The organism is Achromobacter sp. NCFB-sbj8-Ac1-l (assembly GCF_052695805.1).
This window is the reverse complement of record NZ_CP199812.1, coordinates 4766646-4793374: the sequence shown is the minus strand read 5'-3', so window position 1 is coordinate 4793374 and position 26729 is coordinate 4766646. Positions and strand designations below refer to the sequence as shown.

The following is a 26729-nucleotide window of genomic DNA, read 5'->3' as shown; positions in this document are numbered from 1 at the left end:
GCGCGGCCCCAGCGCGGCAGCGCCCTCTGGGTGGGGCGCTTGTCCGCTGGGTGCCGGAAAAATGGGCGTTTCAGTCCGGCTTCCGATCCGGCCGGCCCGCCAGCATGCGCGTGGCGGTGTAGGTCATGACGGCCTTGCCGTGCTGGTTATAGACATCGATGGTGGACGAGACGACCGCACGGTTGTGCTGCGAGGTCGGGCGCACGCCGGTCACTTCGATCTCGGCCCAGACGGTGTCGCCGGCCACGACCGGCGCCAGCATCTTCTTGTGCACTTCCAGCAGCGCCAGCCCGGTGCCCTGCACCATGCCCTGCATGATCAGGCCTTCTATCAGGCCATAGGTCAGCGCGCCGGGCGCCGGGCGGCCCTGGATGGCGCCGTGCGCATAGGTGGCGTCGATGAAGATCGTTTCCAGCATGCCGGTGACGCTGATGAAGTTGACGATGTCGGTCTCGGTGACGGTGCGGCGGAAGGTGCGGAAACGTTGGCCGACGGCCAGGTCCTGCCAGTAGAAGCCCTGGCCGAGCTGGGCGGGAGCATTGCGGTCTGAAGTCATGCGGGGTCCTTGAGGGAAACGGGTGGGGGGTCGGCTTGCTGCGCGGCGCCGCTATGCAGCAGGGCCTCGATGCCGGCTTCGTCCAGGCCGGCCTGGCGCAACACGTCGCGGGTGTGTTCGCCCAGCCGTGGCGGCATGGCGGGCGGCACCTGCGAGCGTTGCAGCCGCACGGGGTTGCGGGTGAATCGGTAGTGGCTGCCGGACTCGCTTTGCAGCGGCTGGAAGAAATCCACGCTGCGCAGGTGCGGATCGTTTTCCAGGTCTTGCAGGCGGTTGACGGGGGCGGCCGGAATTTCCAGCCTTTCGCACAGCGCCAGCCAATGGGCGGTGCTGTGCGCGGCAACGATGCCGGCGAGCAGTTCGTATAGGGCGGCGATGTGTTGGGTGCGCGACGTGATATCGGCAAAGCGCGGGTCGTCAGCCAGGTCGGGGTGGCCCGTGGCCCGAAAGAGGTTGCGCCAGTGGGCATCGGTGTACGGCATGAGGCAGACGTCGCCATCGGCCGTGCGGCAAGGCTTGCGCCAGGGCGTCAGCACGCGCGGATAGCCGGCCTGCCCGTCGGACGCATCGGCCAGGTGGCGGCCGTAGTAGTGCTCGACCAGCACATAGGAGGCCATGCTTTCGAACATGGGCACTTCCAGCTGCTGGCCCTGGCCGGTGCGTTCGCGCTGGAACAGCGCGGCCAGGATGGCGTGTGCGGCAACCAGGCCGCAGGTCTTGTCGGCGGCCACCGTGGGCAGGTAGCGCGGCGTGCCGGTCTGGCGGTCGGCCAGGTCGGCAAAGCCTGCCAGGCCCTGGATGATGTCGTCGTAGGCGGGCCGGCCGTCGTAGGCGCCGCCCGCGCCAAAGCCGTACAGGCCGGCATACACCAGCCGCGGATTGCGGGCGCACAGCGTGGCCGGGTCCAGGCCCAGCGCGGCCATCTTGGCCGGCCGCATGCTGTGCATCAGCACGTCCGCCTGGTCCACCAACGCCAGCAGCGCCTGGCGTGCGGCGTCCTGCTTCAGGTCCAGCACCACGCTGCGCTTGTTGCGGTTCAGGCCCAGGAAAATGGCGGCCAGACCGGGTTCCTGCGCGGGGCCGGTGCGGCGGGTGGAGTCACCGCCCGGCGCCTCCACCTTGATGACGTCGGCGCCGTAGTCGGCCAGGATTTGCGAGGCGTAGGGGCCGAACACGACCGACGTCAGGTCCAGCACGCGCACGCCGCCCAGCGCGGCGGCGTGGGCAAGGGAGGGGGAAGGGGAGGTCATGGGGGAATCCTATCGGCGTGGCGTATACGCGTCTAATATGGCTTCGGTATTGCGTGATATGGAATCTGTTATGGCTATCGATCTACGGCAGTTGCGCCAGTTCGTCTGCATTGCCGAACTGGGCAGTTACCGCCGCGCCGCCGACGCGCTGCACATTGCGCAACCCGCGCTGTCGGTGTCGATCCAGAAGCTCGAACATGCCGTGGGCGTGCCGCTGCTGGTGCGCGGCGCCAAGGGTGTGACGTTGACGCCGGCAGGCGAGGCCCTGATGGCCGACGCGCGCCGCGCGCTGTTTCACACCGAGCAGGCCCGTCAGGCCGCGCGCCGCGTGGCGCTGGGCGAATGGGGCACGCTGCGGCTGGGCTTTGTCGGGTCGGCCACCTACATGCTGCTGCCGCGTTGCCTGCCGGTGTTTCGGGCTCAGTACCCGGACCTGCAACTGGAGCTGCGCGAAGACAGCACGGTAGGGTTGGCGGCGATGTTGCGCGCCAATGAAATCGACGCCGGCCTGGTGCGCGGCCCTCTGGCAGAGGACGCGGCGCTGGCGTCCTGGGTGGTCGAGCGCGACGACCTGATCCTGGCGGTGCCGGCGGGGCATCCGTTGGCGAGCGGCGGGCCGGTGGACCTGGCCCGTGCGCGCGGCGAGAGCTTCGTGATGTATTCGCCAGCCAAGGTGCCGGGCCTGCACGGGGTGGCGCAGGCGTTGTGCCGCAAGGCCGGCTTTTCGCCGCGCATCAGCCAGGAGGCGATCCAGGTGCAGACCCTGGTCAGCCTGGTGGCCAGCGGCATGGGCCTGGCGCTGGTGCCGGGGGTGACGCGGGCCTATTCCACGCCGCACGTGGCGTTCGTGGCGCTGACGGATGCGGAGGCGCGCAACGCGTTGTCGCTGTCGCTGGTGACGCATCGGGGCACGTCGTGCGCGTCGGTGCTGCGGTTGCGCGACAGCATGCTGGGGCAGGGCGCGTAAGACGTCAGGCCGTTTCCTTGTCGAACAGCGCTTCGCGCAGGAACGGTAGCGCATCCAGGTCGCTGGCCAGGGCCTGTGCGCCGATACGCTCGTGCCAGTACGATTCGGCGCCTGCCGCGAGGCGCCATTCGCGCAACCGCCGCGTATACAACTGCAGGTCGCATTCGTCGGTGATGCCGATGGCGCCGTGCACCGCGTGCGCGATGTCGGCCACCGGCGCTACCGCCTGGCTGGCGCGGGCCTTGCCCAGCGCGGCCAGCAGCGGCTGCGGCAGGCCGGCGCGGCCCTGGAAGGCCAGTTGCGCCGCCATGCGCACCGCCCAGACCTGTTCGGCCATCACGCTGATCTGCTGCTGCACGGCCTGGAAGCGGCCGATGGGCTTGCCGAACTGGCTGCGCGTATTGGCGTAGTCCAGCGTCATCGCCAACACCCGGTCCATGGCGCCGGCGATCAAGCCGGCACAGGCCGTGGCCGCCAGGGTTTCCAATGCGGGCAAGGCGGCGGGCGCGTCGATGCGCTCGCCGTCGTCCAGCGACCAGCGCGCGGGGGCGGCCAGGCTGCCGTGCACGCCGCCGGCAGCGATCGCGGCTTGGGCCACCGGCAAGAGCCAGGCCTGGCCGTCGATATACGCCAGCACGGCATCTGCGCTGCGCACCCAGGGCACCTGGATTCCGGCGACTTCGCGGCCTTGCAAGGTCCAGCCGTGCGGCGCCAGCGCAATCGATCCGCGCGATTGCGCGGCGCCCGCCTGCGCCAGCCAGGCGCGCGCCAGCATCGTGTCGACGATGGGGGAGGGGCACAGGTGACGGCCGGCGGCAGCGGCCAGCGGCAGTGCATCGGCCAGCGTCAACCCCGCGCCGCCCTGCGCTTCGGGCACCAGCGCATCGGCAAAGCCCGCGGCCTCGCAGGCCTGCCAGGCGTCGATGGGCGGCTGGCCCTGTTCGGCGCGGCGGATCAGGTCGGGGGTGCTGGTCTGGGCGAAAAGGCGTTCGGCGGCGTCGCCAAAAAGAGAATCCATGAGGTGTCCTTATCGAAGGCCGAGGCCGCGCGCGATGATGCCGCGCAGGATTTCGCGGGTGCCGCCGCGCAGCGAAAACGTGGGCGCGGCCTGCTCCAGGTAGGCCAGCGTGCGCACGAGCGGCGCGGGGGGCGGTCGGTCGGGGCGCCGGCCCAGCGCGTCGGCGATGAGGCGTGGAATGTCCTGTTCCAGCTCGGTGCCCAGGTCTTTCACCAGCGCGGCTTCGATGGCGGGGCTTAGGCCCGCGGCCAGCTTGCCCGCCACGGCCAGCGACATCGCGCGCAGCACCGCCATCTGCGACAGCACGGACCCCAGCAGCGCGGCGTCGGGGCCTTCCGTGCTGCCCTCGCCGCGGCAGTGCGCCAGCCAGCATTGCAGCAGCGCGATGCTGGAATACAGGCGTTCGGGTCCGCTGCGTTCGAATGCCAGTTCGGCGTTGACCTGGGCCCAGCCCGCGCCTTCCTCGCCGATCAGCGCGTCGGGCGGCAGTTCCACGTTGTCGAAGAACACCTCCGAGAAATGCGCGTCGCCGGCCAGGTCGCGAATGGGGCGGATGGTGATGCCGGGCAGCGACAGGTCGACGATGACCTGCGATAGCCCCTGGTGCCGGTCGTCGGGCGTGCCGGACGTGCGCACCAGCGCAATCATGTAATGCGAGCGGTGCGCGTTGGTGGTCCAGATCTTGCTGCCGTTCAGGCGCCAGCCTTGTGCAAGGGGTTCAGCGCGGGAGCGGATGCTGGCCAGGTCCGAGCCCGAGCCGGATTCGCTCATGCCGATGCAGAAAAAGGCCTCGGCGCGGCAGATGCGCGGCAGGTAGAAGGCTTTCTGCGCCGCCGTGCCCAGCTTGAGAATCAGCGGCGCGCTCTGGCGGTCGGCGATCCAGTGCGCCGATACCGGTGCGCCGGCACCCAGCAATTCTTCGGACAGCACGAAGCGCGCGAAATGGCCCCGCGCGGCGCCGCCGTATTCGCGCGGCAGGGTCAGGCCCAGCCAGCCGCGTTCGGCCAGCTGGCGGCTGAAACCCGCGTCATACCCCATCCAGGAACGGGCCCGCTGGTCCGGCGCCAGGCCGTCCAGGGCCTCGGCCAGGAAGGCGCGCACCTCGGCGCGCAGCGCTTCGTCTTGCGGGGGAATGGCGGTCAGGTCCAGCGTATCGATCATGGGGCGGGGTCCGGGTCGGGCGGGCGCCGGTCAGGCGCGGCGAGAGGCCACTATCCGCGAGCGCCGCGCCGGGTGTCCAATATTTTTTTCCGGGTCGGCGATACGAATCGGCTATCGCTGGGGGTTAGTCCGATAACCGACAGGCGCGTCCTTCGCGGCCGGCAAGGCCCCCGGCCCCGCGGGTATGATGGAACGCATTACAAGGAGGAAACACCATGAATGAAGTCATCGTCGCGTCCGCCGTCCGTACCGCCATCGGCGATTTCGGCGGGGCGCTGAAAGACGTGCCGCCCTGCGACCTGGGCGCCACCGTCATCCGCGCGGCGCTCGAGCGCGCCGGCGTCTCGGGCGACGAAATCGGCCACGTTGCCGTGGGCCACGTCATCAATACCGAACCGCGCGACATGTACCTGTCGCGCGTGGCCGCCATGAACGCCGGCATCGCCAAGGAAACGCCGGCCTTCAACGTCAACCGCCTGTGCGGCTCGGGCCTGCAGGCCATCGTGTCGGCGGCGCAGACCATCCTGCTGGGCGACGCCGAGATCGCCATTGGCGCCGGCGCCGAAAGCATGAGCCGCGCGCCGTATATCGCGCCGGCCCAGCGCTGGGGCGCGCGCATGGGCGACAGCGTCATGCAGGACATGATGACCGGCGCGCTGTCGGACCCCTTCGGCCGCATGCACATGGGCGTCACGGCCGAAAACGTGGCCGCCAAGTTCGGCATCAGCCGCCAGGACCAGGATGCGCTGGCCGCCGAATCGCACCGCCGCGCCGCCGCCGCCATCGAAGCCGGCTATTTCCGCGACCAGATCGTGCCGGTGGTGCAAAAGACGCGCAAGGGCGAAGTCGTGTTCGATACCGATGAGCACGTGCGCCGCGACGTCACCGCCGATAGCCTGGCCGGCCTGAAGCCGGTGTTCCAGAAAGAAAACGGCACGGTCACGGCCGGCAATGCCTCGGGCCTGAACGACGGCGCCGGCGCCCTGGTGCTGATGAACGCATCGGTCGCGGCCAAGCGCGGCATCAAGCCGCTGGCGCGCCTGGTGGCCTATGCCCACGCCGGCGTGGACCCCAACATCATGGGTATCGGTCCGGTGCCGGCCACGCAGGCCGCGCTCAAGCGCGCCGGCCTGACGGTGGACCAACTGGATGTCATCGAAGCCAACGAGGCCTTTGCCGCGCAAGCCTGCGCCGTGAGCCGCGAGCTGAAGCTGGACCCGGCCAAGGTCAACCCCAACGGCAGCGGCATCGGCCTGGGCCACCCCATCGGCGCCACCGGCGCGATCATCACCGTCAAGGCGTTGCACGAGCTGCAACGGGTGCAGGGCCGCTACGCCCTGGTCACCATGTGCATCGGCGGCGGCCAGGGCATCGCGGCGATCTTCGAACGCATCTGATGGCGCGGCGGGCGGGGCATGCCCCGCCCGCCTGCATGGCGCCCCGTCCGGGGCGTGACCGAATTGTGTCAGGCGCGGTCTGCGGCCGGCCCTACAATCGCGCCCATGCATAAATCCAAATTCCCCTCTGAACTGGACCAGCCCACCCTGTCCGAAGTCGACGGCGTGCGCTATCTGCACTTCAACACCGAATGGGTCCAGGGCGCCATGCGCATCAAGAACCCATCGGAGCTGGTGCTGGAATACACCAGCCAGATGCTGGCCTGGCTGCTGTTCCTGGAGCCGCCCAAGGAAGAGGCCATCGGCATGTTCGGCCTGGGCGCGGGGTCGCTGGCGCGCTTCTGCGTCAAGCACACGCGCAGCCCCTTGCTGGCGGTGGAATGGAATCCGCGCGTGACCGCCGCCTGCCATATGTTCTTCCGCCTGCCCGGCGAAAACCGGCTCAAGGTCGAACACGACGACGCCGCCGTCTGGGCGGCCGACCCGGCCAATGCCGGCCGCTGCCCGGTGCTGATGGTGGACCTGTACGACGCGTCCGCCGCCGGTCCGGTGCGCGACAGCGTCAAGTTCTATCGCGACTGCCGCCGCGTGCTGGGCGAGGTCGGCGTGGTGGCGGTGAACCTGTTCGGCCGCCACGAAAGCTTCGGCAAGAACATCGACAACCTGTCCAAGGCCTTTGACGACCGCATCGTGCTGCTGCCTGAAATCGACGCCGGCAACCAGATCGTGCTGGCGTTTTCCGGCCCGCGCCTGGCGATCACGCCGGCCGAGCTGCTGGCGCGCGCCGAGGTGGTCGAATCCAAATACGGCCTGCCGGCCCGCCGCTGGGCGCGTTCGTTGACCCGCCACGCGGTCGACGGGATCCTGCACTTCTGATTCCAGGCAAGTCCCTGCCCGCCCGCGCGTTATGTCGCGGGGGGTTAGGGCAAATCCTTAGCTGTCCGGCTAGCCGGAATCCGACCGCCAGGGATATGATGGGCTTATTCATAATTATGAATTACGGCGCATTGCGGCCGTCAGCCCATGACCCAACCCATCGTCCGGCAAGCCCTGTACCTGGAAGTCGCGGATCGCCTGCGCGGCATGATCCACGCGCGCGCCCTGCGCAACGGTGAATGGATCGACGAGCTGCGGCTGGCCGGCGAATTGGGCATTTCCCGCACGCCGCTGCGCGAGGCGCTCAAGGTGCTGGCCACCGAAGGCCTGGTGCGGCTGGAGCCGCGCCGCGGCTGCTTCGTCAATGAACTGTCCCCGCAAGACCTCGAAGACATTTTCCCCCTGATGGCCATGCTGGAAGGGCGCTGCGCCTTCGAAGCCGCGCGCAAGGCCACCGATGCCCAGCTGGCGGCGCTGGCGCCGCTGCACGAGGCGCTGGCCGGCCATGCCGCCGCCGGCCGCATCGACGCCTATTACCAGACCAATTACCTGATCCACGAGGCCGTGCAGGCGCTGGCCGGCAACCAATGGCTGGTGGACATGGTGGGCAACCTGCGCAAGGTGCTGAGCCTGTCGCGCCACCGCAGCCTGGCCTGGCCCGGCCGCATCCAGGAATCCTGCGGCGAGCACCTGGCCATCTTCGAAGCCCTGCGCGCCCGCGATGGCGAACGGGCCGAGGCGCTGGCGCGCCACCACCTGATGCGCCAGCTTGAAGTGCTGCGCGCCCTGGCCGCCGACGATCCGCAGGACACGCCGTTTTCCGACCTTCCCGTTGCTGAGGAACCCGCCCATGAACGCACCCGCCCATCTCGCGCCCGCGCGCGGTGCACGCACGCCTGAGCCCGAACCCGACACCGTGGAGTCGGCCGCCAGCGAAGCCGGCAGCCTGATCACGCGCCTGGGGCGCCTGTGGGAACGCGGCCGCCTGCCCAGCGAATCCGAAGTGCGGCGCCTGTTCGAGGCGCGCCTGACCGACGTGGCCGCCAACAAGCTGGCGCGGCGCTGGTGCGAGCAATACGGCGCGGCCGACGGCAAGGACCGCCGCCTGATGCTGGCCGCGCTGGCGCAGGTGCGCGGCAGCTTTGCGGGCGAGGCGGGCGAAGGCGTGCGGCTGTTCAAGCGCTTCAATGCGCAGCCGCTGGGGCTGCGTTTCCTGGTGGAACTGCGCGCCGACATGCTGCGCTGGCGCAAGCAGGTGGCGGGCATCCAGGCGCTGGACAAAGACCTGGAAGGCCTGCTGTCGGCCTGGTTCGACGTGGGCCTGCTCGAACTGCGCCCGCTGACCTGGGATTCGCCGGCGTCGCTGCTGGAAAAACTGATCATCTACGAGGCCGTGCACGAGATCAAATCGTGGGACGACCTGCGCCACCGGGTTGCGCCCGACCGCCGTTGCTACGCCTATTTCCACCCGCAGATGCCGGGCGTGCCTCTGATCTTCGTCGAAGTCGCCTTTGCCGGCCAGATGGCCGACAACGTGCAGGTGCTGCTGGACAGCGATGCCCCCAGCCAGGACCTGGACAAGGCGCGCTGGGCGATCTTCTATTCCATCTCGAACACGCAGCCGGGCCTGAAGGGCATCAGTTTCGGCAACTTCCTGCTCAAGCGCGTGGTCGAGCAATTGCTGGAAGAACTGCCCAAGCTCAAATCGTTTGCGACCTTGTCGCCGATTCCCGGCTTTGCCGACTGGCTGGGCAAGCTGGATGCCGATGCGGTGGAAGCCATCGTGCGCGAAGACAAGGCGCGGGCCAAGGCGCGCAAGCGCGAGGGCGTGCCCGATGGGCAACGCTGGGTGGCCCGGCTGGCGCGCGCCGCGCAGGCGAAAAAGACGCCTGACGTGGTCAAGCGCGCGGCCTTCCGGCTGGCCGCGCATTACCTGCAATCCATGAAGAACGGCCTGCCCGTGGACGCCGTGGCGCGCTTTCACCTGGGCAACGGCGCGCGCATCGAACGCCTGAACTGGGCGGCCGATACCTCGGCCAAGGGGCTCAAGCAGTCGTGCGCGCTGATGGTCAATTACCTGTACGACCTGGATGAACTCGACGACAACCTGGCGCGGCTGCACGACGGCAAGCCCCAGGTCAGCCGCAGCGTGGGGCGCGTGGCCTGACGGCCGCGCCGCCCGGCAATAAATACAGAAGAGCGCGGGCCTGTGCCATGCCGGCAGGTCTGCAGACAAACTCGGGAGGGGACATGACAGACGACGTGGCCGGCCGCGTGCTGCTGCAGCGCGAAGGCCATCTGGCCTGGGTGACGCTATCGCACCCGGGCCGCCTGAACGCCATCACGGTGGCCATGTGGCATGAACTGCGCGACGTGTTCACACGCATCGCGCAGGATGACGGGCTGCGCTGCGTGGTGGTGCGCGGCGAGGGCGGCAATTTCGCCGCGGGCGCCGACATCCGCGAATTTCCGGTCGAACGCGCCGACGCCGCGGGCGTGCAGCGCTATCACCGCGAGGTGCTGGCGCCCGCGCTGCGGGCGGTGGCCGAATGCCCGCAGCCGGTGGTGGCGCAGATCGAAGGCGTGTGCGTGGGCGGGGGCCTGGAAATCGCCAGCCAGTGCGACCTGCGCATCGCGGGGGAATCCGCGCGCTTCGGCGTGCCGATCAACCGGCTGGGCTTTCCCATGGCGCCCGATGAAATGCGCGGCCTGCTGGCGCTGGTGGGCCGCGCGGCCACGCTGGCCATTTTGCTGGAAGGCCGGGTGTTCGGCGCCGCCGAAGCCCGCGAACTGGGTCTCTTGACCCGCATCGTGGCCGATGTCGACGTGGCCGCCCAGGCGCGCCGCAGCGCCGAGCGCATCGCCCAGGGCGCGCCGCTGGCCGCCCGCATCAACAAGCGCCTGTCCGCCCGGCTGGCCCGCGGCGGCACCTTGACCGAAGACGAATACCAGGATTATTTCTCCTACGCCGACAGCCGCGACCACAAGGAAGGCGTGCGTGCCTTCCTGGCCGGCGTAGACCCTCTTTTTTCCGGAGACTGAATACGGTGAGCAACGCCAACCTATACGCTGTGCTGCAGGGCGGATTCCCCGCCAACCGCAAGCAGGTCGCGCTGGAAACGCCCGACCTTGAATACACCTGGGACGACATCGACCGGGCCACCGCCTGCCTGGCCAACCTGCTCAGCTCGCTCAAGCTGCCCGAAGGGGCGCGGGTGGCGGTGCAGGTCGAGAAATCGCCCGAGGCCCTGCTGCTGTACCTGGCCACGCTGCGCGCGGGGCTGGTGTACCTGCCGCTGAATACGGCCTATCGCGAAGCCGAGATCGAATACTTCCTGGGCAATGCCGAGCCCGCCGTGGTGGTGTGCGCCAGCAAGAACCGCGACTGGGTGCAACGCGCCGCCGACAAGGCCGGCTGCGCCCATGTCTATACGCTGGACGAAGACCGCAGCGGGACGCTGCTGGATGCCGCGGGCGGCCTGCCCCAGACGTTCAAGACCGTGGCGCGCAAGCCGGATGACCTGGCTGCCATTCTGTACACGTCCGGCACCACCGGCCGCAGCAAGGGTGCGATGCTGTCGCATGGCAACCTGGCGTCCAACGCGCAGGTGCTGCACAAATACTGGGGCTGGCGTTCGGACGACGTGCTGCTGCACATGCTGCCGATCTTCCACGTGCACGGCCTGTTCGTGGCCTCGCACGGCGCCTTGCTGGCCGGCGCCAGGATGATCTGGCTGCCCAAGCTGGATGCCGACCTGGCGCTGCGCTACCTGCCGCAAAGCACGGTGATGATGGGCGTGCCCACCTATTACGTGCGGCTGTTGGCCGACAAGCGCTTCAACCGCGAACTGTGCGCCAACATGCGCCTGTTCATCTCGGGGTCGGCGCCGCTGCTGGCTGAGACGTTTTCCGATTTCGCCCAGCGCAGCGGCCACGCCATCCTGGAACGCTACGGCATGAGCGAGACCGTGATGCTGACGTCCAACCCCTACGATCCGGCCGATGGCGAGCGCCTGGCCGGCACCGTGGGCCGGGCCTTGCCGGGCGTGCAGGTACGGGTGGTGGACGACGCCGGCATTGCGCTGGCGCCGGGCGAGATCGGCAACGTGCAGGTGCGCGGCCCCAATGTGTTCTCGGGCTACTGGCGCATGCCGGAAAAGACGCGCGAGGAATTCACCGCCGATGGCTGGTTCAAGACGGGCGACGTCGGCCGCTGGGGCGGCGAATCCGCGGGCCGCGACGTACCGGCCGACTACCTGTCGATCGTGGGCCGCAGCAAGGACCTGATCATCTCCGGCGGCTTCAACGTCTACCCGAAAGAAATCGAAACCCTGATCGACGACATGCCGGGCGTGGCCGAATCCGCCGTGATCGGCGTGCCGCACGCGGACTTCGGCGAGGCGGTGGTGGCGGTGGTGGTGCCCAAGGAAGGCGTGTCGCTGGACGCGGCGGCGATGCAGGCCGAACTGAAGGCGCGCATCGCCAACTTCAAGGTGCCCAAGCGCCTGCACATCGTTGACCAATTGCCCCGCAACACGATGGGCAAGGTGCAAAAGAACGTGCTGCGCGAAACCTATCAAACGCTGTAGCGCCGCGACACCGTGCCGGTCCCCAGGGACCGGCATTTTTTTCAAGGAGCCCGATCCCCACGCCAGTCCACAACATCCCCGCAATACCCTGGCAGCACCCGATCCAGAAAACACAAGAGACGAGACGCGGGAAACGCGCCGTCCCCACGCTGCAGCAAGAGGAGACAATATGAAATACCGCATACTCGCCACGGCCTTGCTGGCCACGGCGGCCGCAGGGTTTGGCGGCGCCGCCGGCGCCGCATCCTGGCCGGAACGGCCCATCACGCTCATCGTGCCTTTCCCCGCAGGCGGCGGCACGGATACCTTTGCCCGCCCGTTGGCACAGCAACTGACCATGCAACTGGGCCAGTCGGTGGTGATCGACAACAAGGGCGGGGCGGGCGGCACCGTCGGCGCAGGCGTGGCGGCCAAAGCCCGGCCTGATGGCTACACGTTCTTCATGGGCGGGGCGCACCACGCATTGGCGCCGTCGCTGTACAAGAGCCTGAACTACAACATCCAGAAAGACTTCGTGCCGGTCGCGCTGGTGGCGCAGCCGCCGCAGGTGGTCGTCATCAACGCCACCAAGCTGCCGGTCAAGACGGTGCAGGAATTCGTCGACTACGCCAAGAAGCACCCGGGCGAGATCAACTTCGGCACCGCCGGCAAGGGCAGCACGCACCATCTGGCCGGCGAATTGTTCGCCATGCAGACCGGCATCAAGCTGGTGGACGTGCCCTACCAGGGCGCCGGCCCCATGCTGACCGCGCTGATCGGCGGCCAGGTGGACCTGGCCTTCGACGGGCTGGGGTCTTCGTCCGGCCACATCCGCTCGGGCACCATCAAGCCGCTGGCGGTGGCCGCCGACAAGCGCTCGCCGTCGTTGCCCGACGTGCCCACTGCGGCCGAAGCCGGCGTGCCGAACTACGTGGTGTCGACCTGGTACGCGATCTGGGCGCCCGCCGGCACCCCGCCCGAGGCCGTGGACCGCATGACGGCCGAAATCACCAAGGCCCTGAACGCACCCAAGATCAAGGAAACCTGGGAAAGCAACGGCTCGTCGGTGCCGACGCTGACGGGCGCCGAGTTCGGCAAGTTCGTCGACAGCGAAGTCTCGCGCTGGGCCAAGGTGGTCAGCGATTCGGGGGTGAAGCTGGATTGATGGTCGGGCGGGCCGGATTGGATTACAATTGATAACTATTATCATTAATGAATCCACCCGGTCCGTCGCATGGCCATGCATCACAGCGGTTCTCAAGCGCCTGTCGAGGGGCTTTACCAGCAGCATCAGTCCTGGCTACGCAATTGGCTGCGGCGCAAGACCGGCTGCCCGTTCGATGCCGCCGACCTGACGCAGGACACCTTCCTGAAAGTGCTGCTGCGGGCCGGCGATGCGCGGGCCTACCGCGAGCCGCGCGCCTACCTGGTCACCATCGCCCACGGCCTGATGGTCAACCTGTTCCGGCGCCGCGACATCGAACGCGCCTATCTGGACACGCTGGCCGCCCAGGAAGACGGGCTGTCGCCGTCGCCCGAACGCCGTGCGCTGGCGCTGGAAGCGCTGATCGAAATCGACCGCCTGCTCGACGGCCTGCCGCCCAAGGTGCGCCGTGCCTTCCTGTTGTCGCAACTGGAGGGGCTGCGCCACGCCGAGATCGCCGAATGCCTGCAGGTGTCGGTCAGCTCGGTGCGGCAATACCTGGCGCGCGCCATGCAGCATTGCCTGACGGCGTGGTGAGCGGCCAGGTGGGCAGGCTGTCCGACGATGTGATCCGCGAGGCCAGTCTCTGGTTCGTGCGCCTGGGCGCGGACGATGCCGGCGCGGCCGACACGGCGGCCTGGCGCCGCTGGGTGGACGCCAGCCCGCAACACCGCGCCGCCTGGGATCGGGTCGAGCAACTGGGGCGCCAGTTCGGCCAGGTGGACCGCCAGGCCGGCATTGCCGCACTGGACCGGCCGCGTTCGCGCGGCCGTCGCCAGGCGCTCAAGGTCCTGTCGCTGGCGCTGGGCGCGGGCGGCCTGGCCGCCACCGGCCTGCAATGGCAGACCTGGACGGCAGCGCTTTCCACCCGCGTGGGCGAACGCCGCAGCGTGGCGCTGGACGACGGCAGTGTGCTGACCCTGAACACCGACAGCGCGGCCGACGTGCGCTTTACCGCGACCGAACGGCTGGTCATCCTGCGCCGTGGCGAATTGCACCTGGCGTCGCGTCCGGACGCACGCCAGCCGCCGCGGCCGCTGCGGGTGGTGACGCCGCTGGGGCAGGTGACTGCGCTGGGCACGCGCTATACCGTGCGGCTGCTGGACGGCCAGGCCTGGACGGCCGTGACCGAAGGCGCCGTGCGCATCCAGCCCATCCATGCCAACGCCGAGGCGGCAGAAACGGTGCAGGCCGGCTTTTCCGCCTATTTCGACGGCGGCGCGGTGCAGCCGGCCCGTCCGGCGCCGCACGCCGCCGCCTGGGTGCAGGGCGCGCTGTATGCCGACAACATGCGGCTGGACGATTTCATCGACGAACTTGGCCGCCACCGGCCCGGCCGGCTGGCCTGCGATCCGGCGGTGGCCGGGTTGCGGATTTCGGGCTCGTTCCCCCTGGGCGACACCGACCGCATCCTGGCGGCGGTGGAACGCGCGCTGCCGGTGCAGGCGCAGCGCTATACGCGGTATTGGGTGACGCTGCGCGCCAGGCCACAGGGCCGTTAGAAAAAAATCTCAGGCGGGACTGTCACTTTCGCGGTTTCGATTGGCATACGGGTGTAGCCCCAACTTTCTTTGCCTGGAACCCCGACCATCATGTCTTTGCCGTTTGCCCCTTCCCATCCCGCCGCGCCGGCCAGCCTGCGCACGAAGGCGTTTGCCGCGCTGGTGCTGGCCGCCCTGGCCGGCGGCGCCCTGGCCCCGCAAGCCGTGCAGGCGCAGGCCGCACCGCCCACCGCAGCCGGCCGCGTGGTCGATATTCCCGCCGGGCCGCTGGGCGCGGCGCTGGCCGGTTACGCGCAGCAGGCGCGGGTGCTGCTGTCGTTCGACCCCGCCCTGACCGAAGGCCTGCAAAGCACGGGTCTGCAGGGCGCCTACGGCGTCGAGCAGGGTCTCGCCGCGTTGCTGGCCGGTACCCCGCTGGAAGCGTTGCGCCGGGGCGATGGCGACTATCTGCTGCAACGCACGGGCCAGCAGGCCACGCAACTGGCGCCGGTGCTGGTGCTGGGCGCGGGCGCCACGACTGAAGGGTCGGGCCTCTACACCGCCGACTGGATGCGCTCGGCCAACGGCCTGGTGCTGTCGCAGCGCGAAACGCCGCAGTCCACCAGCGTGCTGACGCGCCAGCAACTGGATGACCGCTCGATCACCAGCGTGCGCGACGTGATGGAAAACGCCACCGGCATGAACGTGCAGCAGGCCGAATCCGAACGCCTGACCTACTATTCGCGCGGTTTTTCGCTGGATACCTTCCAGTTCGACGGCGTGGTCAAGCCGCTGAACGGGCTGTACCAGTTTGGCGACGGCAACCTGGACCCCGTGATCTACGACCACGTGGAAATCATCCGCGGAGCGACTGGCCTGATGAGCGGCACCGGCAATCCGGGCGGCTCGGTCAACTTCATCCGCAAGCGGCCCACGCGTGAATTCCAGGGCATTGCCAAGATCGCGGCCGGCACCGAAGACACCTATCGCGGCGAGATCGACCTGTCCACGCCGTTCAATGAATCCGGTTCGGTGCGCGGCCGCCTGGTGGGGGCCAAGGAGCGTCGCGGCGACACCATGGACCTGTACAAGAAAAAGCGCGACGTGCTGTACGGCATCATCGAGGCGGATGTGGCCGAGGCCACCACGATCAGCGTGGGCGGCTCGGTGCAGCGCACCCGCCCCAGCGGGATCAGCTGGGGCGGCCTGCCCGCGCTGGACGCCAACGGCAAGCCCATCGATTGGCCCAAGGGCCAGGCCATGGGCGCCAAGTGGTCGCGCTGGGACACCGATTCGCACGAGTATTTCGCCCAGGTCGAGCACGGCTTTGCCAATGGCTGGAATGCGCGCCTGTCGTACACCCGGCTGGAAAACACCTTCAATGCGCCGCTCTTGTTCACGTCCGACGTGCCGCTGACGATCGACGGCTTTTCCTCGCCGCCGCTCTTGCGCAAGTTCAAGGGCGGCAGCGACCAGGACGTGTACGGCGGGTCCATGGACGGCGGCTTCGACGCATTCGGACGGCGCCATCAGTTCAACCTGGGCTTTTCGCATTCGGTCATCAATGCCTGGAACCAGAGCTGGGACACCAGCGACCAGGCCACCTATCCGATTCCCGACGTGAAGCACTGGACCGGCGACTGGCCCACCCCCAACTGGGACATCCTGGCGCTGTCGCAGACCCACCGCGACAAGCAGACGGGCGTGTACGGCACGCTGCGCCTGGGGCTGACCGACAGCCTGCACCTGTTGACCGGCGCGCGCTGGACCCGCTGGGAATCCACCGAGACCAGCGGCGGCGTGACCGGCTATTCGCATACGTATTCCGAGGTCACGCCCTACGTCGGCCTGACCTACGACCTGAACGACACCTATACGGCCTACGTCAGCTACACCAACATCTTCCAGCCGCAGATGGTGAAGACGCGGGACTGGAGCATGGCGGGCCCGGCCTATGGCCACAACTACGAGGCCGGCGTGAAGGCCTCGTACCTGGACGGGCGCCTGAACGCGTCGGTGGCGGTGTTCCAGACCGACCAGAAGGACGTGGCCGAGTACGGCGGCTATGACTATGCGCACGACGACGGCTGGTACGACATCCTGGACGGAACCCGCACGCGCGGCTTCGAAGCCGAACTGGCGGGCGAGGTCATGCCGGGCTGGAACGTGTTCCTGGGCTACACCTACCGCCAGTCCAAGGACAACGCCGGCAAGAAGGTACTGACCACCCAGCCCGAACAACTGCTCAAGCTGAGCACCGCCTACCGCCTGCCGGGCGCATGGAACAAGCTGACGGTGGGCGGCGGCGTGCGCTGGCAAAGCCAGACCAGCGCGCAGACCTATTACGGCCTGCAGTCGGGGGCGATCGTGCAGAAGCCTTATGCCTTGTTCGACCTGATGGCGCAGTACAACTTCAGCGACAGGACGCAGGTGCAGTTGAACGTGCGCAACCTGGCGGACAAGAAGTACTACCGCTCGATGGGTTTCTATAACTCGGTGTTCTACGGCGAAGGCCGCAGCGCGCTGGTGACGTTGACGCAGCGCTTCTGAGGCCACGCCGTTGAGGGCCGCGCGCCGCCAGGCGCGCGACCATGAGGGCCGCTGCGGGCCGCCGCCCGAACCGGCCCTGCCGCCTGTCAGCGCCAGTCGCTGGCCAGGCTGAGTTTCGCCAGTTGGTCACGCGTCAGCGTCAGGCTGGCTGCTTTCACCAATTCTTCCAGCTGCGCCAGCGACGTGGCGCTGACGATCGGCGAGGTGATGCCCGGCTGCGCGATCTGCCAGGCCAGCGCCGCCTGCGCGGGCGTGCAGCGGGCGTCTTCGGCCACCTCGTCCAGCGCTTTCAGGATGCGGTAGCCGCGGTCGTTCAGGTAGGTGTCGACGATCTTCTTGCCGCGCGCGCTCTTGCCGACATCGGCCGGGCTGCGGTACTTGCCGCTGAGAAAGCCGCTGGCCAGCGCGTAGTAGTTGATGGTGCCCATGTCCTGCGCTTTCACCAGCGCCTGCAAGCCGGCCTCGAAGGGCTCGCGGCTGTACAGGTTGTATTCGGGCTGGATGCTTTCGTAGCGCGGCAGGTTATGCCGTTCGGCCGCGATCAGGGCTTCTGACAGGCGCACCGGCGTGTAGTTGGAGGCGCCGATGGCGCGCACCTTGCCGGCTTCGATCAGTTTGGCGTATTCGCCCAAGGTGTCGGTCAGCGGGGTGTCGGGGTCGTCCTTGTGCGACTGGTACAGGTCGACGTGGTCGGTCTGCAGCCGCGCCAGCGAGGCGTCGATCGAGCGCCGGATGTACGCCGGCGCCAGGCCCTTGGCGTCCGGGCCCATTTCCATGCCGACCTTGGTGGCGATCAGGATCTTGTCGCGCTTGCCCGAGCGCTTGAGCCATTTGCCGATCAGGGCTTCGGATTCGCCGCCCTGGTTGCCGGGCACCCAGCGCGAATACACGTCGGCCGTGTCGATGAAGTTCAGGCCCGCGTCAACCAGGGCGTCCAGCAGCGAGAACGTGCCGGCCTCGTCGACGGTCCAGCCGAAGACGTTGCCGCCGAAAGTCAGGGGAGGGATCTGCAGGCCGGAACGGCCCAATGCGCGTTTGATCATGGTAAGGCCTTTGGGTGGCGCCAATCAGGTACCGCGACGACTATGTCGCGGATGTCGTGTCGCGCGGGGGCGGCGCTTTTAGTATATTGGCGCCGCTCGCCCCGGCATGGGGCAGGCGTGCTGCGCATGCACCATTTCAGGGATTCCCCCCAAGTTAATTTGTATTGCGACACGTTAGACTATACGGCTTTACGGCTGGACCGGAACCGCAGGGAAGCCTGCGGTACAGCCGTAACAATGAACAAATACCAAGGGTTCAAGGAGCTTATCTATGCTGATCGGGAAAAAACATTTTCTGACGGTTGGCGCCATGGCGCTGGCGATGGCTATCGCCGCGCCCGTGTCGGCGCAGCAGAAGTCGGTGGCGGTCACCGCCATCGTCGAGCATCCGGCGCTGGATGCCGTGCGTGACGGGGTGCAGGACGCCCTGAAGGCCGCCGGCTACGAGCCGGGCAAGAACCTGAAGTGGCAGTACCAGAGCGCGCAGGGCAATAACGGCACCGCCGCCCAGATCGCCCGCAAGTTCGTCGGCGACAAGCCCGACGCCATCGTTGCCATTGCCACCCCGTCGGCCCAGGCCGTCGTGGCCGCCACCAAGGACGTGCCGGTGGTGTATTCCGCCGTGACCGATCCGGTTGCCGCCCAGCTCGTGTCCAGCATGGACGCCTCGGGCACCAACGTGACGGGCGTGTCGGATCTGCTGGCGCTGGACAAGCAGGTCGACCTGATCAAGAAGATCGTTCCCAACGCCAAGCGCGTCGGCATCGTCTACAACCCGGGCGAGGCCAACTCGGTCGTGGTGGTCAAGAAGCTGCAGGAAATCCTGCCCAAGTCGGGCATGAGCCTGGTCGAAGCCGCCGCCCCGCGTTCGGTCGACGTGGCGTCCGCCGCGCGCAGCCTGATCGGCAAGGTCGACGTCATCTACACCAACACCGACAACAACGTGGTCTCGGCCTACGAGTCGCTGGTGAAGGTCGGCAACGACGCCAAGATCCCCCTGATCGCCTCGGATACCGACAGCGTCAAGCGCGGTGGCATCGCCGCCCTGGGCATCAACTACCGTGACCTGGGCGTGCAGACGGGCAAGGTGGTGGTGCGCATCCTGAAGGGCGAAAAGCCCGGCGCCATCCCGTCCGAAACCATCAACAAGCTCGAGCTCTACGTGAACCCGGGCGCGGCCGCCAAGCAAGGCGTGACGCTGTCCGACGCGGTCATCAAGTCGGCCGCGGTGGTCGTGAAGTAAAGTATCGGCTGGTTCGCCCCGCTCGTGCCTACCCGGCGCGAGCGGGGCTTGTTTTTATCTTGTTTTCTTGTTTGCCCGGCCGACAGGCGGGGTCCACAGGGCGGCAGCATCCACAAGGTGCGCGCGGCCCGGCGCGATGGCGTTGGTCTTGAACGGCATGTCGGCTGCTGGCCGCCACGCTGCGTTTTGCTCCCCCGGAGCGTCCATCAAGCAGCCCGCTTGCGGCCCTGGCCGCCAAGCCTGGCGACGCCTTGGCAGGAATCGAGAGAAAATCACGCGGCAAGAAACGTTTATTGCAAAAGCTCGGGTAAAACTGATGCCGAAACGCAAGAAGTTGGACGTTTCAAATCTCTAATATGCTCGTTCCTTACCTGATTGGATTTGACCCATGTCATTGTTCTCGTTGTTAGGCGCACTGGAGATCGGCCTGATCTTCAGCCTGGTGGCCTTGGGCGTGTTTATCTCCTTTCGCCTGCTGCGCTTCCCGGACCTGACCGTTGACGGCAGCTTTCCGCTGGGCGGCGCCGTCTGTGCCACGCTGATCGCCTCGGGCACCGACCCGTTCGTCGCCACCATCGCGGCCACCTTTGCCGGCGCGGCTGCCGGACTGGTCACTGGCTGGCTCAACGTCAAGCTCAAGATCATGGATCTGCTGGCCAGTATCCTGATGATGATTGCGCTGTACTCCGTGAACCTGCGCATCATGGGCAAGCCCAACGTGCCGCTGATCACCGAACCCACCGTCTTCACCATCCTGCAGCCGGGCTGGCTGTCGGACTACGTGGCGCGGCCCCTGATCCTGGTGGTCATCGTGGTGCTGGCCAAGCTGGCGCTGGACTGGTTCTTCGCCACCCAGACGGGTCTCGCGGTGCGCGCCACCGGCTCGAACGGCCGCATGGCCCGCGCCCAGGGCGTGAACACCGGCCGCATGATCCTGTTCGGCATGGCGCTGTCCAACGCGCTGGTCGCCATGGCCGGCGCGCTGTTCGCGCAGACCCAGGGCGGGTCCGACATTTCCATGGGCATCGGCACCATCGTCATCGGCCTGGCCGCCGTGATCGTGGGCGAAAGCATCCTGCCGTCGCGCAAGCTGGTGCTGGCCACGCTGGCCGTCATCATCGGCGCCATCGTCTACCGCTTCTTCATCGCGTTGGCTCTCAACAGCGATTTCATCGGCCTGAAGGCGCAAGACCTGAACCTCGTCACCGCGGTCCTGGTCACCATCGCCTTGGTCATCCCCATGCTCAAGCGCCGGTTCCTCGGCAAGAAGGGGCGCTGATATGCTGTCCGCAAAAGACCTCAAGATCACTTTCAACGCGGGCACGCCGATCGAAACGCGCGCGCTGCGCGGCCTGTCGCTCGACATTCCCGAAGGCCAGTTCGTCACGGTCATCGGCTCGAACGGCGCGGGCAAGTCGACCTTCCTGAACGCCGTGTCGGGTGACCTGCCCATCGATTCGGGCAAGATCGAAATCAACGGCGTGGACGTCACGCGCCAGCCCGTCTGGGCCCGCGCCGGCCGCGTGGCCCGCGTGTTCCAGGACCCCATGGCCGGCACCTGCGAAGACCTGACCATCGAAGAGAACATGGCGCTGGCGCAGCTGCGTGGCGCGCGTCGCGGCTATGGCCGTGCCGTCAAGGCCTCGATGAAGGACGGTTTCCGCGAACGCCTGGCCACGCTGGGCCTGGGCCTGGAAAGCCGCCTGGCCGACCGCATCGGCCTGTTGTCGGGCGGCCAGCGCCAGGCCGTGAGCCTGCTGATGGCCGCGCTGCAGCCTTCGCGCATCCTGCTGCTGGACGAGCACACCGCCGCGCTCGACCCGCGCACCGCCGACTTCGTGCTGCAACTGACGGCGCGCATCGTGGCCGAAAACAAGCTGACCACCATGATGGTCACGCACAGCATGCGCCAGGCGCTGGACGTGGGCGACCGCACGGTGATGCTGCACCAGGGCCAGGTGGTGCTGGACGTGTCCGGCGACGAGCGCCGCGGCATGGACGTGCCTGATCTGCTGGCCATGTTCGAGCGTGTGCGCGGCGAAAAGCTGTCGGACGACGCCTTGTTGCTCGGCTGACCGTCGCGCCGACCCGGTCGGCAAAACGCCCGCTGCAAGCCTCGACCCGAGGCCCGCAGCGGGCGTTTTTCATGGCGGGCCGGTCAGGCCGCGAGGCCCCGCCAGGTCTTGATCAGCAGCGTTTCGATGTCGTGCACCGGCAGGCCGGTGGCGCGCGCCACGGCGTCGCGGTAGGGCGGCATGTTGGTGCATTCCAGCACGATGTCGGTCAGGCCGGGCGCCCGCGCCGCCAGGCGGGCGGCGGCATCCACCACGTTGCGTTCGACCTCGCTCAGGTCCATCACGGGGCTGTTTTCCAGGATGCGTGCATGCATCTCGCAGCCGGGCGCCAGCCCTTCGACGATGGCATTGGCCGGCACGTCGACCGCATCCAGAATGCCGCGCGACAGCGATTGCGCATCGAAGGTGACGATGCCCACGCGCGCCAGCCCACGGCATTGCAGGAGGCTGGACGTCACCACCGGCACGGGCACGGCGGCCTGTAGCGCCGACTGGTATTTGGCCAGGAAGCCGCAACTGGTGGAGATCAACGCCGCGCCGTCGCGCGCCAGGCCCACGGCGGCATCGATGAAGGGCTGCAGGAAGGCCGGGTCGGCGTCTTGCACGATCTTGCGTGGCGAGGCGCCCTGCACCGTGACGAAGCGCACGGGGATGCCGGCGCGTTCGTAGGTCTGGACGTTGCCGACATCGCCAGGCGGCCGCGGAAAGCGGGTGTCCAGCATCAGCACGCCAAGAAAGCCCGGGTTGCGCATGGGAGTGTCCTTGCTCTGTGCAGGCCTCAGATGAATCGGCCGGGGCGGAAGGCGGCGTGACGCTCGCCGCCCTCGCCGGACATCAGTTCGCCCAATATGCTTGCCGTGCCTGGCCCGGTGCTGAAACCGATGTGCTGGTGGCCCAGCGCCAGCCACAGGCCGGGGTGGCGCGGCGCCTGGCCGATCATCGGGCGGCTGTCCGGCAGGGTGGGGCGGCGGCCCAGCCAGGCCTGCGAATCCAGCCGCGCGCCCAGGTCCAGCGCCTCGCGGGCGCGGGTTTCCGCCAGGTCCAGCTGCACCGGTCGGGCGGGGGCCTCGCAGTCGTCCAGTTCGACCCCGGTGGTCAGGCGCAGCCCGCGGGCCATGGGCGACAGCACGTAGCCGCCGCCGGTGTCGTACACGGGCCGGCCCAGCGCCGGGCCGCTGCCGGGCGCGTAATGCATGTGATAGCCGCGTTCGAACGCCATGGGCAGGTCGATGCCGGTGGTCTTGAGCAGCGCCTTGGACCACGGGCCCAGCGCCACCACCAGGGCGGGTGCGCTGAGCGAGTCGGACCCCTGGTCGCCTTGCACGGTCCAGCGATCGACATCACGGCGGATGGCGGCCGCCCGCAGAGGCTTGAAGGTGCCCCCCGACCGCTGGAACAGGGCGGCATAGGCACGGACCACCGCCTGCGGATCGTCCACCGAGTACGAGCCCTGGATCCACAGCGCGCGTGCGAATATCGGGGCCAGGGCGGGTTCCAGCCGGGCCAGCTCGGCCGGGTCCAGCGCCTGGGTCGGCACCTGGTGGCGGGCATAGGCGCTGCGCGCCAACGCGCTGCCTTGCCAGGCCGCTTCGCTGCGGAACAGGAAGATCCAGCCGGTATCGCGCAACCGATGGCTGATGCCCGCTTCGGCCAGCAGACGCTGGTGCTCGGGGGCCGACAGCCGGATCAGGCTGTCCAGGGCCGTCGCCGTTTCCTGGAACACCGAGGGCCGGGCGCGCCACAGGAAGCTGGCGGCCCAGCCCAGGTTGCGGGCCAGGTAGCCGGGGCGGTAGCGGAATTGAACCGTGTCGTTGCGCAGCAGCCGGGGCAGTTGGCGCCACAGGCCGGGATGGTTGAACGGCATGAGGGAACTTCGGGCCAGCACGCCGGCATTGCCGTGCGAGGTTTCCTGGCCGGGGGCCTGGCGGTCGACCAGGGTGACATCCATGCCGCGGCGCTGCAGTTCCAGCGCGCAGCAGACGCCGACCATGCCGGCGCCAAGCACAATGACTGGCTTTCCCATCGTTTTTTCGGGTCTCGGGCTAGGGTCAAAGGGACCCGCCGGCGATTGTAGGGCAGCGGGGCGGATCAGGCCATCGCGCGGACGGACGCGCCGCGCCAAGGCCGCCCGGCCATCGCCTTCACGTCGCCGGGCGTTGCCCCAGGATGCGCCCGGCCGCCGTCACGCCCCACCACGCGGCTTCCTCGAAGACCGAATAGCCGGACAGGTCGGCGTGGGCGAACAGCACCGGGCCATCCACGTCGCGCAGCGCCGCCAGGCCGGGGTTGGACAGGTAGCCGCAATAGGGCGAGGCCATGGCGTGGCCGCGCACCGTGATTTCGAGCTGGCGTGCGTGGCGCCAGAATTCATCGCCATAGGCCGCCACCAGGTCGGCCGCCACCTCGTCGCGCAGGGCCTCGGGGCGCGCGGTGGTCAGCCACTGGCGCGTGGCCTGCGGCGTCTTGCCGCTGAGCGCGTCGTAGGCGGTGAAGACCGTGCGCGGCGACCGCGCCACCCGCAGCAACTGGTGGGTCGACACCACGTAGCCCAGCGCCTGGCCCTGGTAGACCACGTTGTCCCACGACAGCGGTTCGCCGGGCGCCTCGCGCGGATAGCCGTCCATGACGAAGTTGGACACCAGCCAGGGCGCATGCGGCGAGGCATGCACGGCCGGATCGTAGCCATAGGCGCGGATATCCGGCAGCACGTGCTGGGCCACGAACAGCGGCATGGCGCAGACCGCGCGCCGGGCTTGCAGCGTGTACACCGCCGGGGCGGGGCCGGTCGCCAGGCAGTCGATCTGCGGTCCGGCGGGCGTTTCGCGCAGGCGCATGGCGGTGCCGGGCAACAGCCAGTTGCCATGGCCCAGGCGGGCGCTGATCGCGTCGTGCAGGCGTTGCACCAGCGGCGCCAGGCCGCCGGGCCAGGTCAGTACCGCGCCTTCGGCGGCGTTGGCGGCATGGCCGTCGCGGCTGGCGAAGTAGTGCAGGCCGGCCCAGGCCGACACCACGTCGTACTGGGCGCCGTAGTCGTCGCGGCAGCAGTAGTTCAGGTACCAGTGCAGGGCGGGCGAGGTATAGCCTTCGCGTTCCAGCCAGGTCTTGAAAGTCAGGGTGTCCAGCGCCCGCCAGGCGGGGTCGCGCGAGGACAGGGCGATGGGAATGCAGAAGACCTTGCGGCCGTCGTTGCCGACCTGCCCGTGCAACGCATCCACCTGCGCCAGGAACTTGCGGTGTTGCTCGGCGTGGCCGTCGGGCAGCCCGGTCATGGGCAGCAGGCCGTCTTCCCAGTGGCCGCCGCGCAGCAGGCGTTCTTGCGGTGAATGCGCCAGGATGGCTTCGTCGTAATACGGCCGCGCGGCGTAGGCATCGCGCTCGGCGATGCCGAAGTCGGCCAGCATCTCGCGCACGTGGGTGGACTGCATCGAGGGTAGCGGCAGGTAGTGCGCGCCCAGCGGATAGTCCAGCCCGTCGCGCACGCCGGCCGCGGCGTTGCCGCCGTATTCCGGGCCTTGCACCACCACGAAATCGGTATGGCCCTCGCGCGCCAGTTTCCAGGCGCAGGACAGGCCGGCCACGCCGGACCCCAGGATCGCCACCTGGCTTTGGCGGGTGCCGGATGACGCCGGCAGCGCGGCGCCGTCGCGCAGCGCGTGGCCCGCCTGCATGCCGGGGTAGCGCACCTCGGGCGTGGTCTCGACGATGCGTGACCGGTAATAGCCCGCCGTGCCCGCCGCCGCGGCGGTGGCCGCGCCCAACAGGAAGGTGCGGCGGCGCATCAGCGGATGACCTTGCGCCAGTCCTCGTCGAAGTAGCGCACGAGCGATTGCTCGTTCAGGCGGTTCGGCGGCATGGCCAGCGCCGGCATGTCGGCGGGAAAGTGGAACAGCTCGCGCAGCGTGGCCGGGTCCAGGTAGCGGGTGGGCACCGAAATCGCCGTGGGCGGCGTGTAGTCGCGCCGCTTGCCGGCCAGGATGAAGCCCCAGTCGCCGAACGACGGCACGTAGGCGTGGTACGGCCAGGTGTTCAGGCCGGCTTCCTTCAGCGTGGCGTCCACGCTCCAGAACGAGCGCGGCGCGAAGTAGGGCGAGGTGGACTGGATGACCATGTAGCCGTTCTCGGCCAGATGGCGCGCCATCAGGTGGTAGACCGGCACCGAATACAGCCGGCCCAGGCCGAAGTTGGACGGGTCGGGAAAGTCGACCACGATGTAGTCATAGACCTCGGCGTGGCTTTCCAGCCAGCGGCCCGCGTCGTCGTTGATGACGGTGACGCGCGGGTCCGTCAACGAGTTCTGGTTCAGCCGCGTCAGCGGTTCGGACCGCGAAAACAGGCCTGTCATGGCCGGGTCCAGGTCGACCAGGGTCACGTGCTCGACGTGCTTGAACTTCAGGATCTCGCGCACTGCCAGGCCGTCGCCGCCGCCCAGCACCAGCACGTTGCGGGCCCACGGCAGCGCCTGCAGGCCGGGAATCACCAGCGACTCGTGATAGCGGTGTTCGTCGCGCGACGAGAACTGCAGGTTGCCGTTGATGTACAGGCGCAGGTCGTCGTGCCAGCGGGTCACGATCAGGCGCTGGTAGGGCGTGGTCTCGGCATGCACCACGTCGTCGCCGTACAGGCCTTTTTCGGCCCAGCCGGTCATCTGGCCCGAGAACGCAAAGCCCAGCGCCAGCAGGCCCAGCACCACGCTGCCGCGAATGGCTTTCTCGGCCGGGCGGCGCACTTCGGCGCGGAACAGCCAGGTGGTCCAGAGCGCCACGCTGGCGTTCAGGATGCCGAAGAGGAACCCGGTGCGCAGCAACCCCAGCTTGGGCGCCAGCAGCAACGGAAAGACCAGCGACACGGCCAGCGCGCCAAGATAATCGAAGGTCAGCACGCGGCTGACGATTTCGCGAAATTCCGTCTTGCGCTGGTTGAAGACGCGCATCACCAGCGGGATTTCCATGCCCACCATCAGGCCGATGATGAAGACGCCGACGTACAGCGCGGCGCGAAAGGGCGCCGACAGCCAGGCGAACACCAGGAACAGGACGGCGGCGGAGACCCCGCCCAACAAGGCGACGGCCAGTTCGACGTCGATGAACCGATTCAAAACGTCGTCGTCTTTTACATATTTTGACAACCACGATCCGATGCCCATCGCGAACAGATAACAGCCGATGACGGACGAGAATTGCAGGATGGAATCGCCCAGCAGATAGCTGGCCAGTGCGCTGCTGATGAGCTCGTAGCCCAAGCCGCAGGAAGCGACGATCAATACCGACAGGATGAGAACGCGGTCGCGCATGGGGGTTCCGACTCAGAAAATGCGTTCGCAGTATATCGAAGCCGCCGTAT

Annotated in this window: 23 protein-coding genes; 14 read left to right on the top strand and 9 right to left on the bottom strand. The window is 68.3% G+C overall.

What is annotated here, in order from left to right; all coding sequences use genetic code 11:
* Positions 1 to 70 precede the first annotated feature (70 nt).
* Together ACUDP5_RS21945 and ACUDP5_RS21940 are read right to left on the bottom strand one after the other, a co-directional pair.
* Entirely contained in the window at positions 71 to 556 is a 486-nt protein-coding gene (locus ACUDP5_RS21945; RefSeq protein WP_263912380.1) for a MaoC/PaaZ C-terminal domain-containing protein, read from the bottom strand.
* Positions 553 to 1806, bottom strand: coding sequence for a CaiB/BaiF CoA transferase family protein (locus ACUDP5_RS21940; protein ID WP_445657195.1), 1254 nt, complete (start codon positions 1804 to 1806; stop codon positions 553 to 555). Before ACUDP5_RS21940 ends, ACUDP5_RS21945 begins: the two co-directional genes overlap by 4 nt.
* A gap of 70 nt (positions 1807 to 1876) precedes the next feature.
* On the opposite strand from ACUDP5_RS21940, the gene ACUDP5_RS21935 reads away from it, so the two are divergent.
* Positions 1877 to 2773: a LysR substrate-binding domain-containing protein gene (locus ACUDP5_RS21935; protein WP_263912378.1), complete on the top strand. Its 897-nt coding sequence runs from the start codon at positions 1877 to 1879 to the stop codon at positions 2771 to 2773.
* A 4-nt stretch (positions 2774 to 2777) separates the two neighbouring features.
* Here the strand turns inward: ACUDP5_RS21935 and ACUDP5_RS21930 are convergent, their stop codons facing one another.
* Both ACUDP5_RS21930 and ACUDP5_RS21925 read right to left on the bottom strand, forming a co-directional pair.
* Positions 2778 to 3791: an acyl-CoA dehydrogenase family protein gene (locus tag ACUDP5_RS21930; RefSeq protein WP_445657194.1), complete on the bottom strand. Its 1014-nt coding sequence runs from the start codon at positions 3789 to 3791 to the stop codon at positions 2778 to 2780.
* A 9-nt stretch (positions 3792 to 3800) separates the two neighbouring features.
* Positions 3801 to 4952, bottom strand: a complete 1152-nt coding sequence (locus ACUDP5_RS21925) for an acyl-CoA dehydrogenase family protein (protein ID WP_445657193.1) — start codon at positions 4950 to 4952, stop codon at positions 3801 to 3803.
* Positions 4953 to 5167: 215 nt separating this feature from the next.
* Between ACUDP5_RS21925 and bktB the strand changes: the two genes are divergently transcribed.
* The 10 genes from bktB (at position 5168) to ACUDP5_RS21875 (ending at position 17028) form a co-directional block, all read left to right on the top strand.
* Positions 5168 to 6349 carry a beta-ketothiolase BktB gene (gene bktB, locus ACUDP5_RS21920; RefSeq protein WP_175218453.1) on the top strand — a complete coding sequence of 394 codons (1182 nt, stop codon included), beginning with the start codon at positions 5168 to 5170 and terminating at the stop codon, positions 6347 to 6349.
* A 105-nt stretch (positions 6350 to 6454) separates the two neighbouring features.
* Positions 6455 to 7225, top strand: a complete 771-nt coding sequence (locus tag ACUDP5_RS21915; RefSeq protein WP_263912375.1) for a spermidine synthase — start codon at positions 6455 to 6457, stop codon at positions 7223 to 7225.
* Between the two features lie 147 nt (positions 7226 to 7372).
* Positions 7373 to 8125: a GntR family transcriptional regulator gene (locus ACUDP5_RS21910; RefSeq protein WP_445657192.1), complete on the top strand. Its 753-nt coding sequence runs from the start codon at positions 7373 to 7375 to the stop codon at positions 8123 to 8125.
* The gene (locus ACUDP5_RS21905; protein ID WP_445657191.1) at positions 8076 to 9392 is read left to right on the top strand and encodes a malonyl-CoA decarboxylase domain-containing protein; all 1317 of its coding nucleotides are present in this window, start codon (positions 8076 to 8078) and stop codon (positions 9390 to 9392) included. Before ACUDP5_RS21910 ends, ACUDP5_RS21905 begins: the two co-directional genes overlap by 50 nt.
* Positions 9393 to 9475: 83 nt before the next feature.
* Positions 9476 to 10267: an enoyl-CoA hydratase/isomerase family protein gene (locus ACUDP5_RS21900; protein WP_445657190.1), complete on the top strand. Its 792-nt coding sequence runs from the start codon at positions 9476 to 9478 to the stop codon at positions 10265 to 10267.
* Positions 10268 to 10272: 5 nt separating this feature from the next.
* Entirely contained in the window at positions 10273 to 11814 is a 1542-nt protein-coding gene (locus tag ACUDP5_RS21895; RefSeq protein WP_445657189.1) for a malonate--CoA ligase, read from the top strand.
* Between the two features lie 169 nt (positions 11815 to 11983).
* Positions 11984 to 12958, top strand: coding sequence for a Bug family tripartite tricarboxylate transporter substrate binding protein (locus tag ACUDP5_RS21890; protein ID WP_445657188.1), 975 nt, complete (start codon positions 11984 to 11986; stop codon positions 12956 to 12958).
* 75 nt (positions 12959 to 13033) lie between these two features.
* Positions 13034 to 13534 (top strand): sigma-70 family RNA polymerase sigma factor, encoded by a 501-nt coding sequence (locus ACUDP5_RS21885; protein ID WP_445659203.1) that lies wholly within the window; start codon positions 13034 to 13036, stop codon positions 13532 to 13534.
* Positions 13459 to 14499, top strand: a complete 1041-nt coding sequence (locus tag ACUDP5_RS21880) for a FecR domain-containing protein (RefSeq protein WP_445657187.1) — start codon at positions 13459 to 13461, stop codon at positions 14497 to 14499. Before ACUDP5_RS21885 ends, ACUDP5_RS21880 begins: the two co-directional genes overlap by 76 nt.
* A gap of 90 nt (positions 14500 to 14589) precedes the next feature.
* Positions 14590 to 17028, top strand: a complete 2439-nt coding sequence (locus ACUDP5_RS21875) for a TonB-dependent siderophore receptor (RefSeq protein ID WP_445657186.1) — start codon at positions 14590 to 14592, stop codon at positions 17026 to 17028.
* Between the two features lie 86 nt (positions 17029 to 17114).
* Here the strand turns inward: ACUDP5_RS21875 and ACUDP5_RS21870 are convergent, their stop codons facing one another.
* Entirely contained in the window at positions 17115 to 18071 is a 957-nt protein-coding gene (locus ACUDP5_RS21870) for an aldo/keto reductase (RefSeq protein WP_263912366.1), read from the bottom strand.
* Positions 18072 to 18342: 271 nt separating this feature from the next.
* Between ACUDP5_RS21870 and ACUDP5_RS21865 the strand changes: the two genes are divergently transcribed.
* The 3 genes from ACUDP5_RS21865 to ACUDP5_RS21855 all read left to right on the top strand — a co-directional run bounded on the left by ACUDP5_RS21865 (position 18343) and on the right by ACUDP5_RS21855 (position 21389).
* Positions 18343 to 19314: an ABC transporter substrate-binding protein gene (locus ACUDP5_RS21865; protein WP_025137870.1), complete on the top strand. Its 972-nt coding sequence runs from the start codon at positions 18343 to 18345 to the stop codon at positions 19312 to 19314.
* A 388-nt stretch (positions 19315 to 19702) separates the two neighbouring features.
* Positions 19703 to 20593 (top strand): ABC transporter permease, encoded by an 891-nt coding sequence (locus tag ACUDP5_RS21860; RefSeq protein WP_263912364.1) that lies wholly within the window; start codon positions 19703 to 19705, stop codon positions 20591 to 20593.
* 1 nt (position 20594) lies between these two features.
* Positions 20595 to 21389, top strand: a complete 795-nt coding sequence (locus tag ACUDP5_RS21855; RefSeq protein ID WP_263912363.1) for an ABC transporter ATP-binding protein — start codon at positions 20595 to 20597, stop codon at positions 21387 to 21389.
* A gap of 83 nt (positions 21390 to 21472) precedes the next feature.
* On the opposite strand, the gene ACUDP5_RS21850 is transcribed toward ACUDP5_RS21855, so the two are convergent.
* The 4 genes from ACUDP5_RS21850 to ACUDP5_RS21835 form a co-directional block, all read right to left on the bottom strand.
* The gene (locus ACUDP5_RS21850; RefSeq protein ID WP_445657185.1) at positions 21473 to 22141 is read right to left on the bottom strand and encodes an aspartate/glutamate racemase family protein; all 669 of its coding nucleotides are present in this window, start codon (positions 22139 to 22141) and stop codon (positions 21473 to 21475) included.
* A 26-nt stretch (positions 22142 to 22167) separates the two neighbouring features.
* Positions 22168 to 23412, bottom strand: coding sequence for an NAD(P)/FAD-dependent oxidoreductase (locus ACUDP5_RS21845; RefSeq protein WP_445657184.1), 1245 nt, complete (start codon positions 23410 to 23412; stop codon positions 22168 to 22170).
* 118 nt (positions 23413 to 23530) lie between these two features.
* Complete coding sequence (locus ACUDP5_RS21840) at positions 23531 to 25168, bottom strand: NAD(P)-binding protein (RefSeq protein ID WP_445657183.1); 1638 nt, start codon at positions 25166 to 25168, stop codon at positions 23531 to 23533.
* On the bottom strand, positions 25168 to 26679 hold the full coding sequence (locus ACUDP5_RS21835; RefSeq protein ID WP_263912358.1) for a polyamine aminopropyltransferase: 1512 nt from the start codon (positions 26677 to 26679) through the stop codon (positions 25168 to 25170). Before ACUDP5_RS21835 ends, ACUDP5_RS21840 begins: the two co-directional genes overlap by 1 nt.
* Positions 26680 to 26729 lie beyond the last annotated feature (50 nt).

Bases quoted from the DNA above. Each gene is read 5' to 3' on its own strand.
- ACUDP5_RS21945 (WP_263912380.1), bottom strand. From the start codon at position 556: ATGACTTCAGACCGCAATGCTCCCGCCCAGCTCGGCCAGGGCTTCTAC.
- ACUDP5_RS21940 (WP_445657195.1), bottom strand. From the start codon at position 1,806: ATGACCTCCCCTTCCCCCTCCCTTGCCCACGCCGCCGCGCTGGGCGGC.
- ACUDP5_RS21935 (WP_263912378.1), top strand. From the start codon at position 1,877: ATGGCTATCGATCTACGGCAGTTGCGCCAGTTCGTCTGCATTGCCGAA.
- ACUDP5_RS21930 (WP_445657194.1), bottom strand. From the start codon at position 3,791: ATGGATTCTCTTTTTGGCGACGCCGCCGAACGCCTTTTCGCCCAGACC.
- ACUDP5_RS21925 (WP_445657193.1), bottom strand. From the start codon at position 4,952: ATGATCGATACGCTGGACCTGACCGCCATTCCCCCGCAAGACGAAGCG.
- bktB (WP_175218453.1), top strand. From the start codon at position 5,168: ATGAATGAAGTCATCGTCGCGTCCGCCGTCCGTACCGCCATCGGCGAT.
- ACUDP5_RS21915 (WP_263912375.1), top strand. From the start codon at position 6,455: ATGCATAAATCCAAATTCCCCTCTGAACTGGACCAGCCCACCCTGTCC.
- ACUDP5_RS21910 (WP_445657192.1), top strand. From the start codon at position 7,373: ATGACCCAACCCATCGTCCGGCAAGCCCTGTACCTGGAAGTCGCGGAT.
- ACUDP5_RS21905 (WP_445657191.1), top strand. From the start codon at position 8,076: ATGAACGCACCCGCCCATCTCGCGCCCGCGCGCGGTGCACGCACGCCT.
- ACUDP5_RS21900 (WP_445657190.1), top strand. From the start codon at position 9,476: ATGACAGACGACGTGGCCGGCCGCGTGCTGCTGCAGCGCGAAGGCCAT.
- ACUDP5_RS21890 (WP_445657188.1), top strand. From the start codon at position 11,984: ATGAAATACCGCATACTCGCCACGGCCTTGCTGGCCACGGCGGCCGCA.
- ACUDP5_RS21885 (WP_445659203.1), top strand. From the start codon at position 13,034: ATGCATCACAGCGGTTCTCAAGCGCCTGTCGAGGGGCTTTACCAGCAG.
- ACUDP5_RS21880 (WP_445657187.1), top strand. From the start codon at position 13,459: ATGCCTGCAGGTGTCGGTCAGCTCGGTGCGGCAATACCTGGCGCGCGC.
- ACUDP5_RS21875 (WP_445657186.1), top strand. From the start codon at position 14,590: ATGTCTTTGCCGTTTGCCCCTTCCCATCCCGCCGCGCCGGCCAGCCTG.
- ACUDP5_RS21870 (WP_263912366.1), bottom strand. From the start codon at position 18,071: ATGATCAAACGCGCATTGGGCCGTTCCGGCCTGCAGATCCCTCCCCTG.
- ACUDP5_RS21865 (WP_025137870.1), top strand. From the start codon at position 18,343: ATGCTGATCGGGAAAAAACATTTTCTGACGGTTGGCGCCATGGCGCTG.
- ACUDP5_RS21860 (WP_263912364.1), top strand. From the start codon at position 19,703: ATGTCATTGTTCTCGTTGTTAGGCGCACTGGAGATCGGCCTGATCTTC.
- ACUDP5_RS21855 (WP_263912363.1), top strand. From the start codon at position 20,595: ATGCTGTCCGCAAAAGACCTCAAGATCACTTTCAACGCGGGCACGCCG.
- ACUDP5_RS21850 (WP_445657185.1), bottom strand. From the start codon at position 22,141: ATGCGCAACCCGGGCTTTCTTGGCGTGCTGATGCTGGACACCCGCTTT.
- ACUDP5_RS21845 (WP_445657184.1), bottom strand. From the start codon at position 23,412: ATGGGAAAGCCAGTCATTGTGCTTGGCGCCGGCATGGTCGGCGTCTGC.
- ACUDP5_RS21840 (WP_445657183.1), bottom strand. From the start codon at position 25,168: ATGCGCCGCCGCACCTTCCTGTTGGGCGCGGCCACCGCCGCGGCGGCG.
- ACUDP5_RS21835 (WP_263912358.1), bottom strand. From the start codon at position 26,679: ATGCGCGACCGCGTTCTCATCCTGTCGGTATTGATCGTCGCTTCCTGC.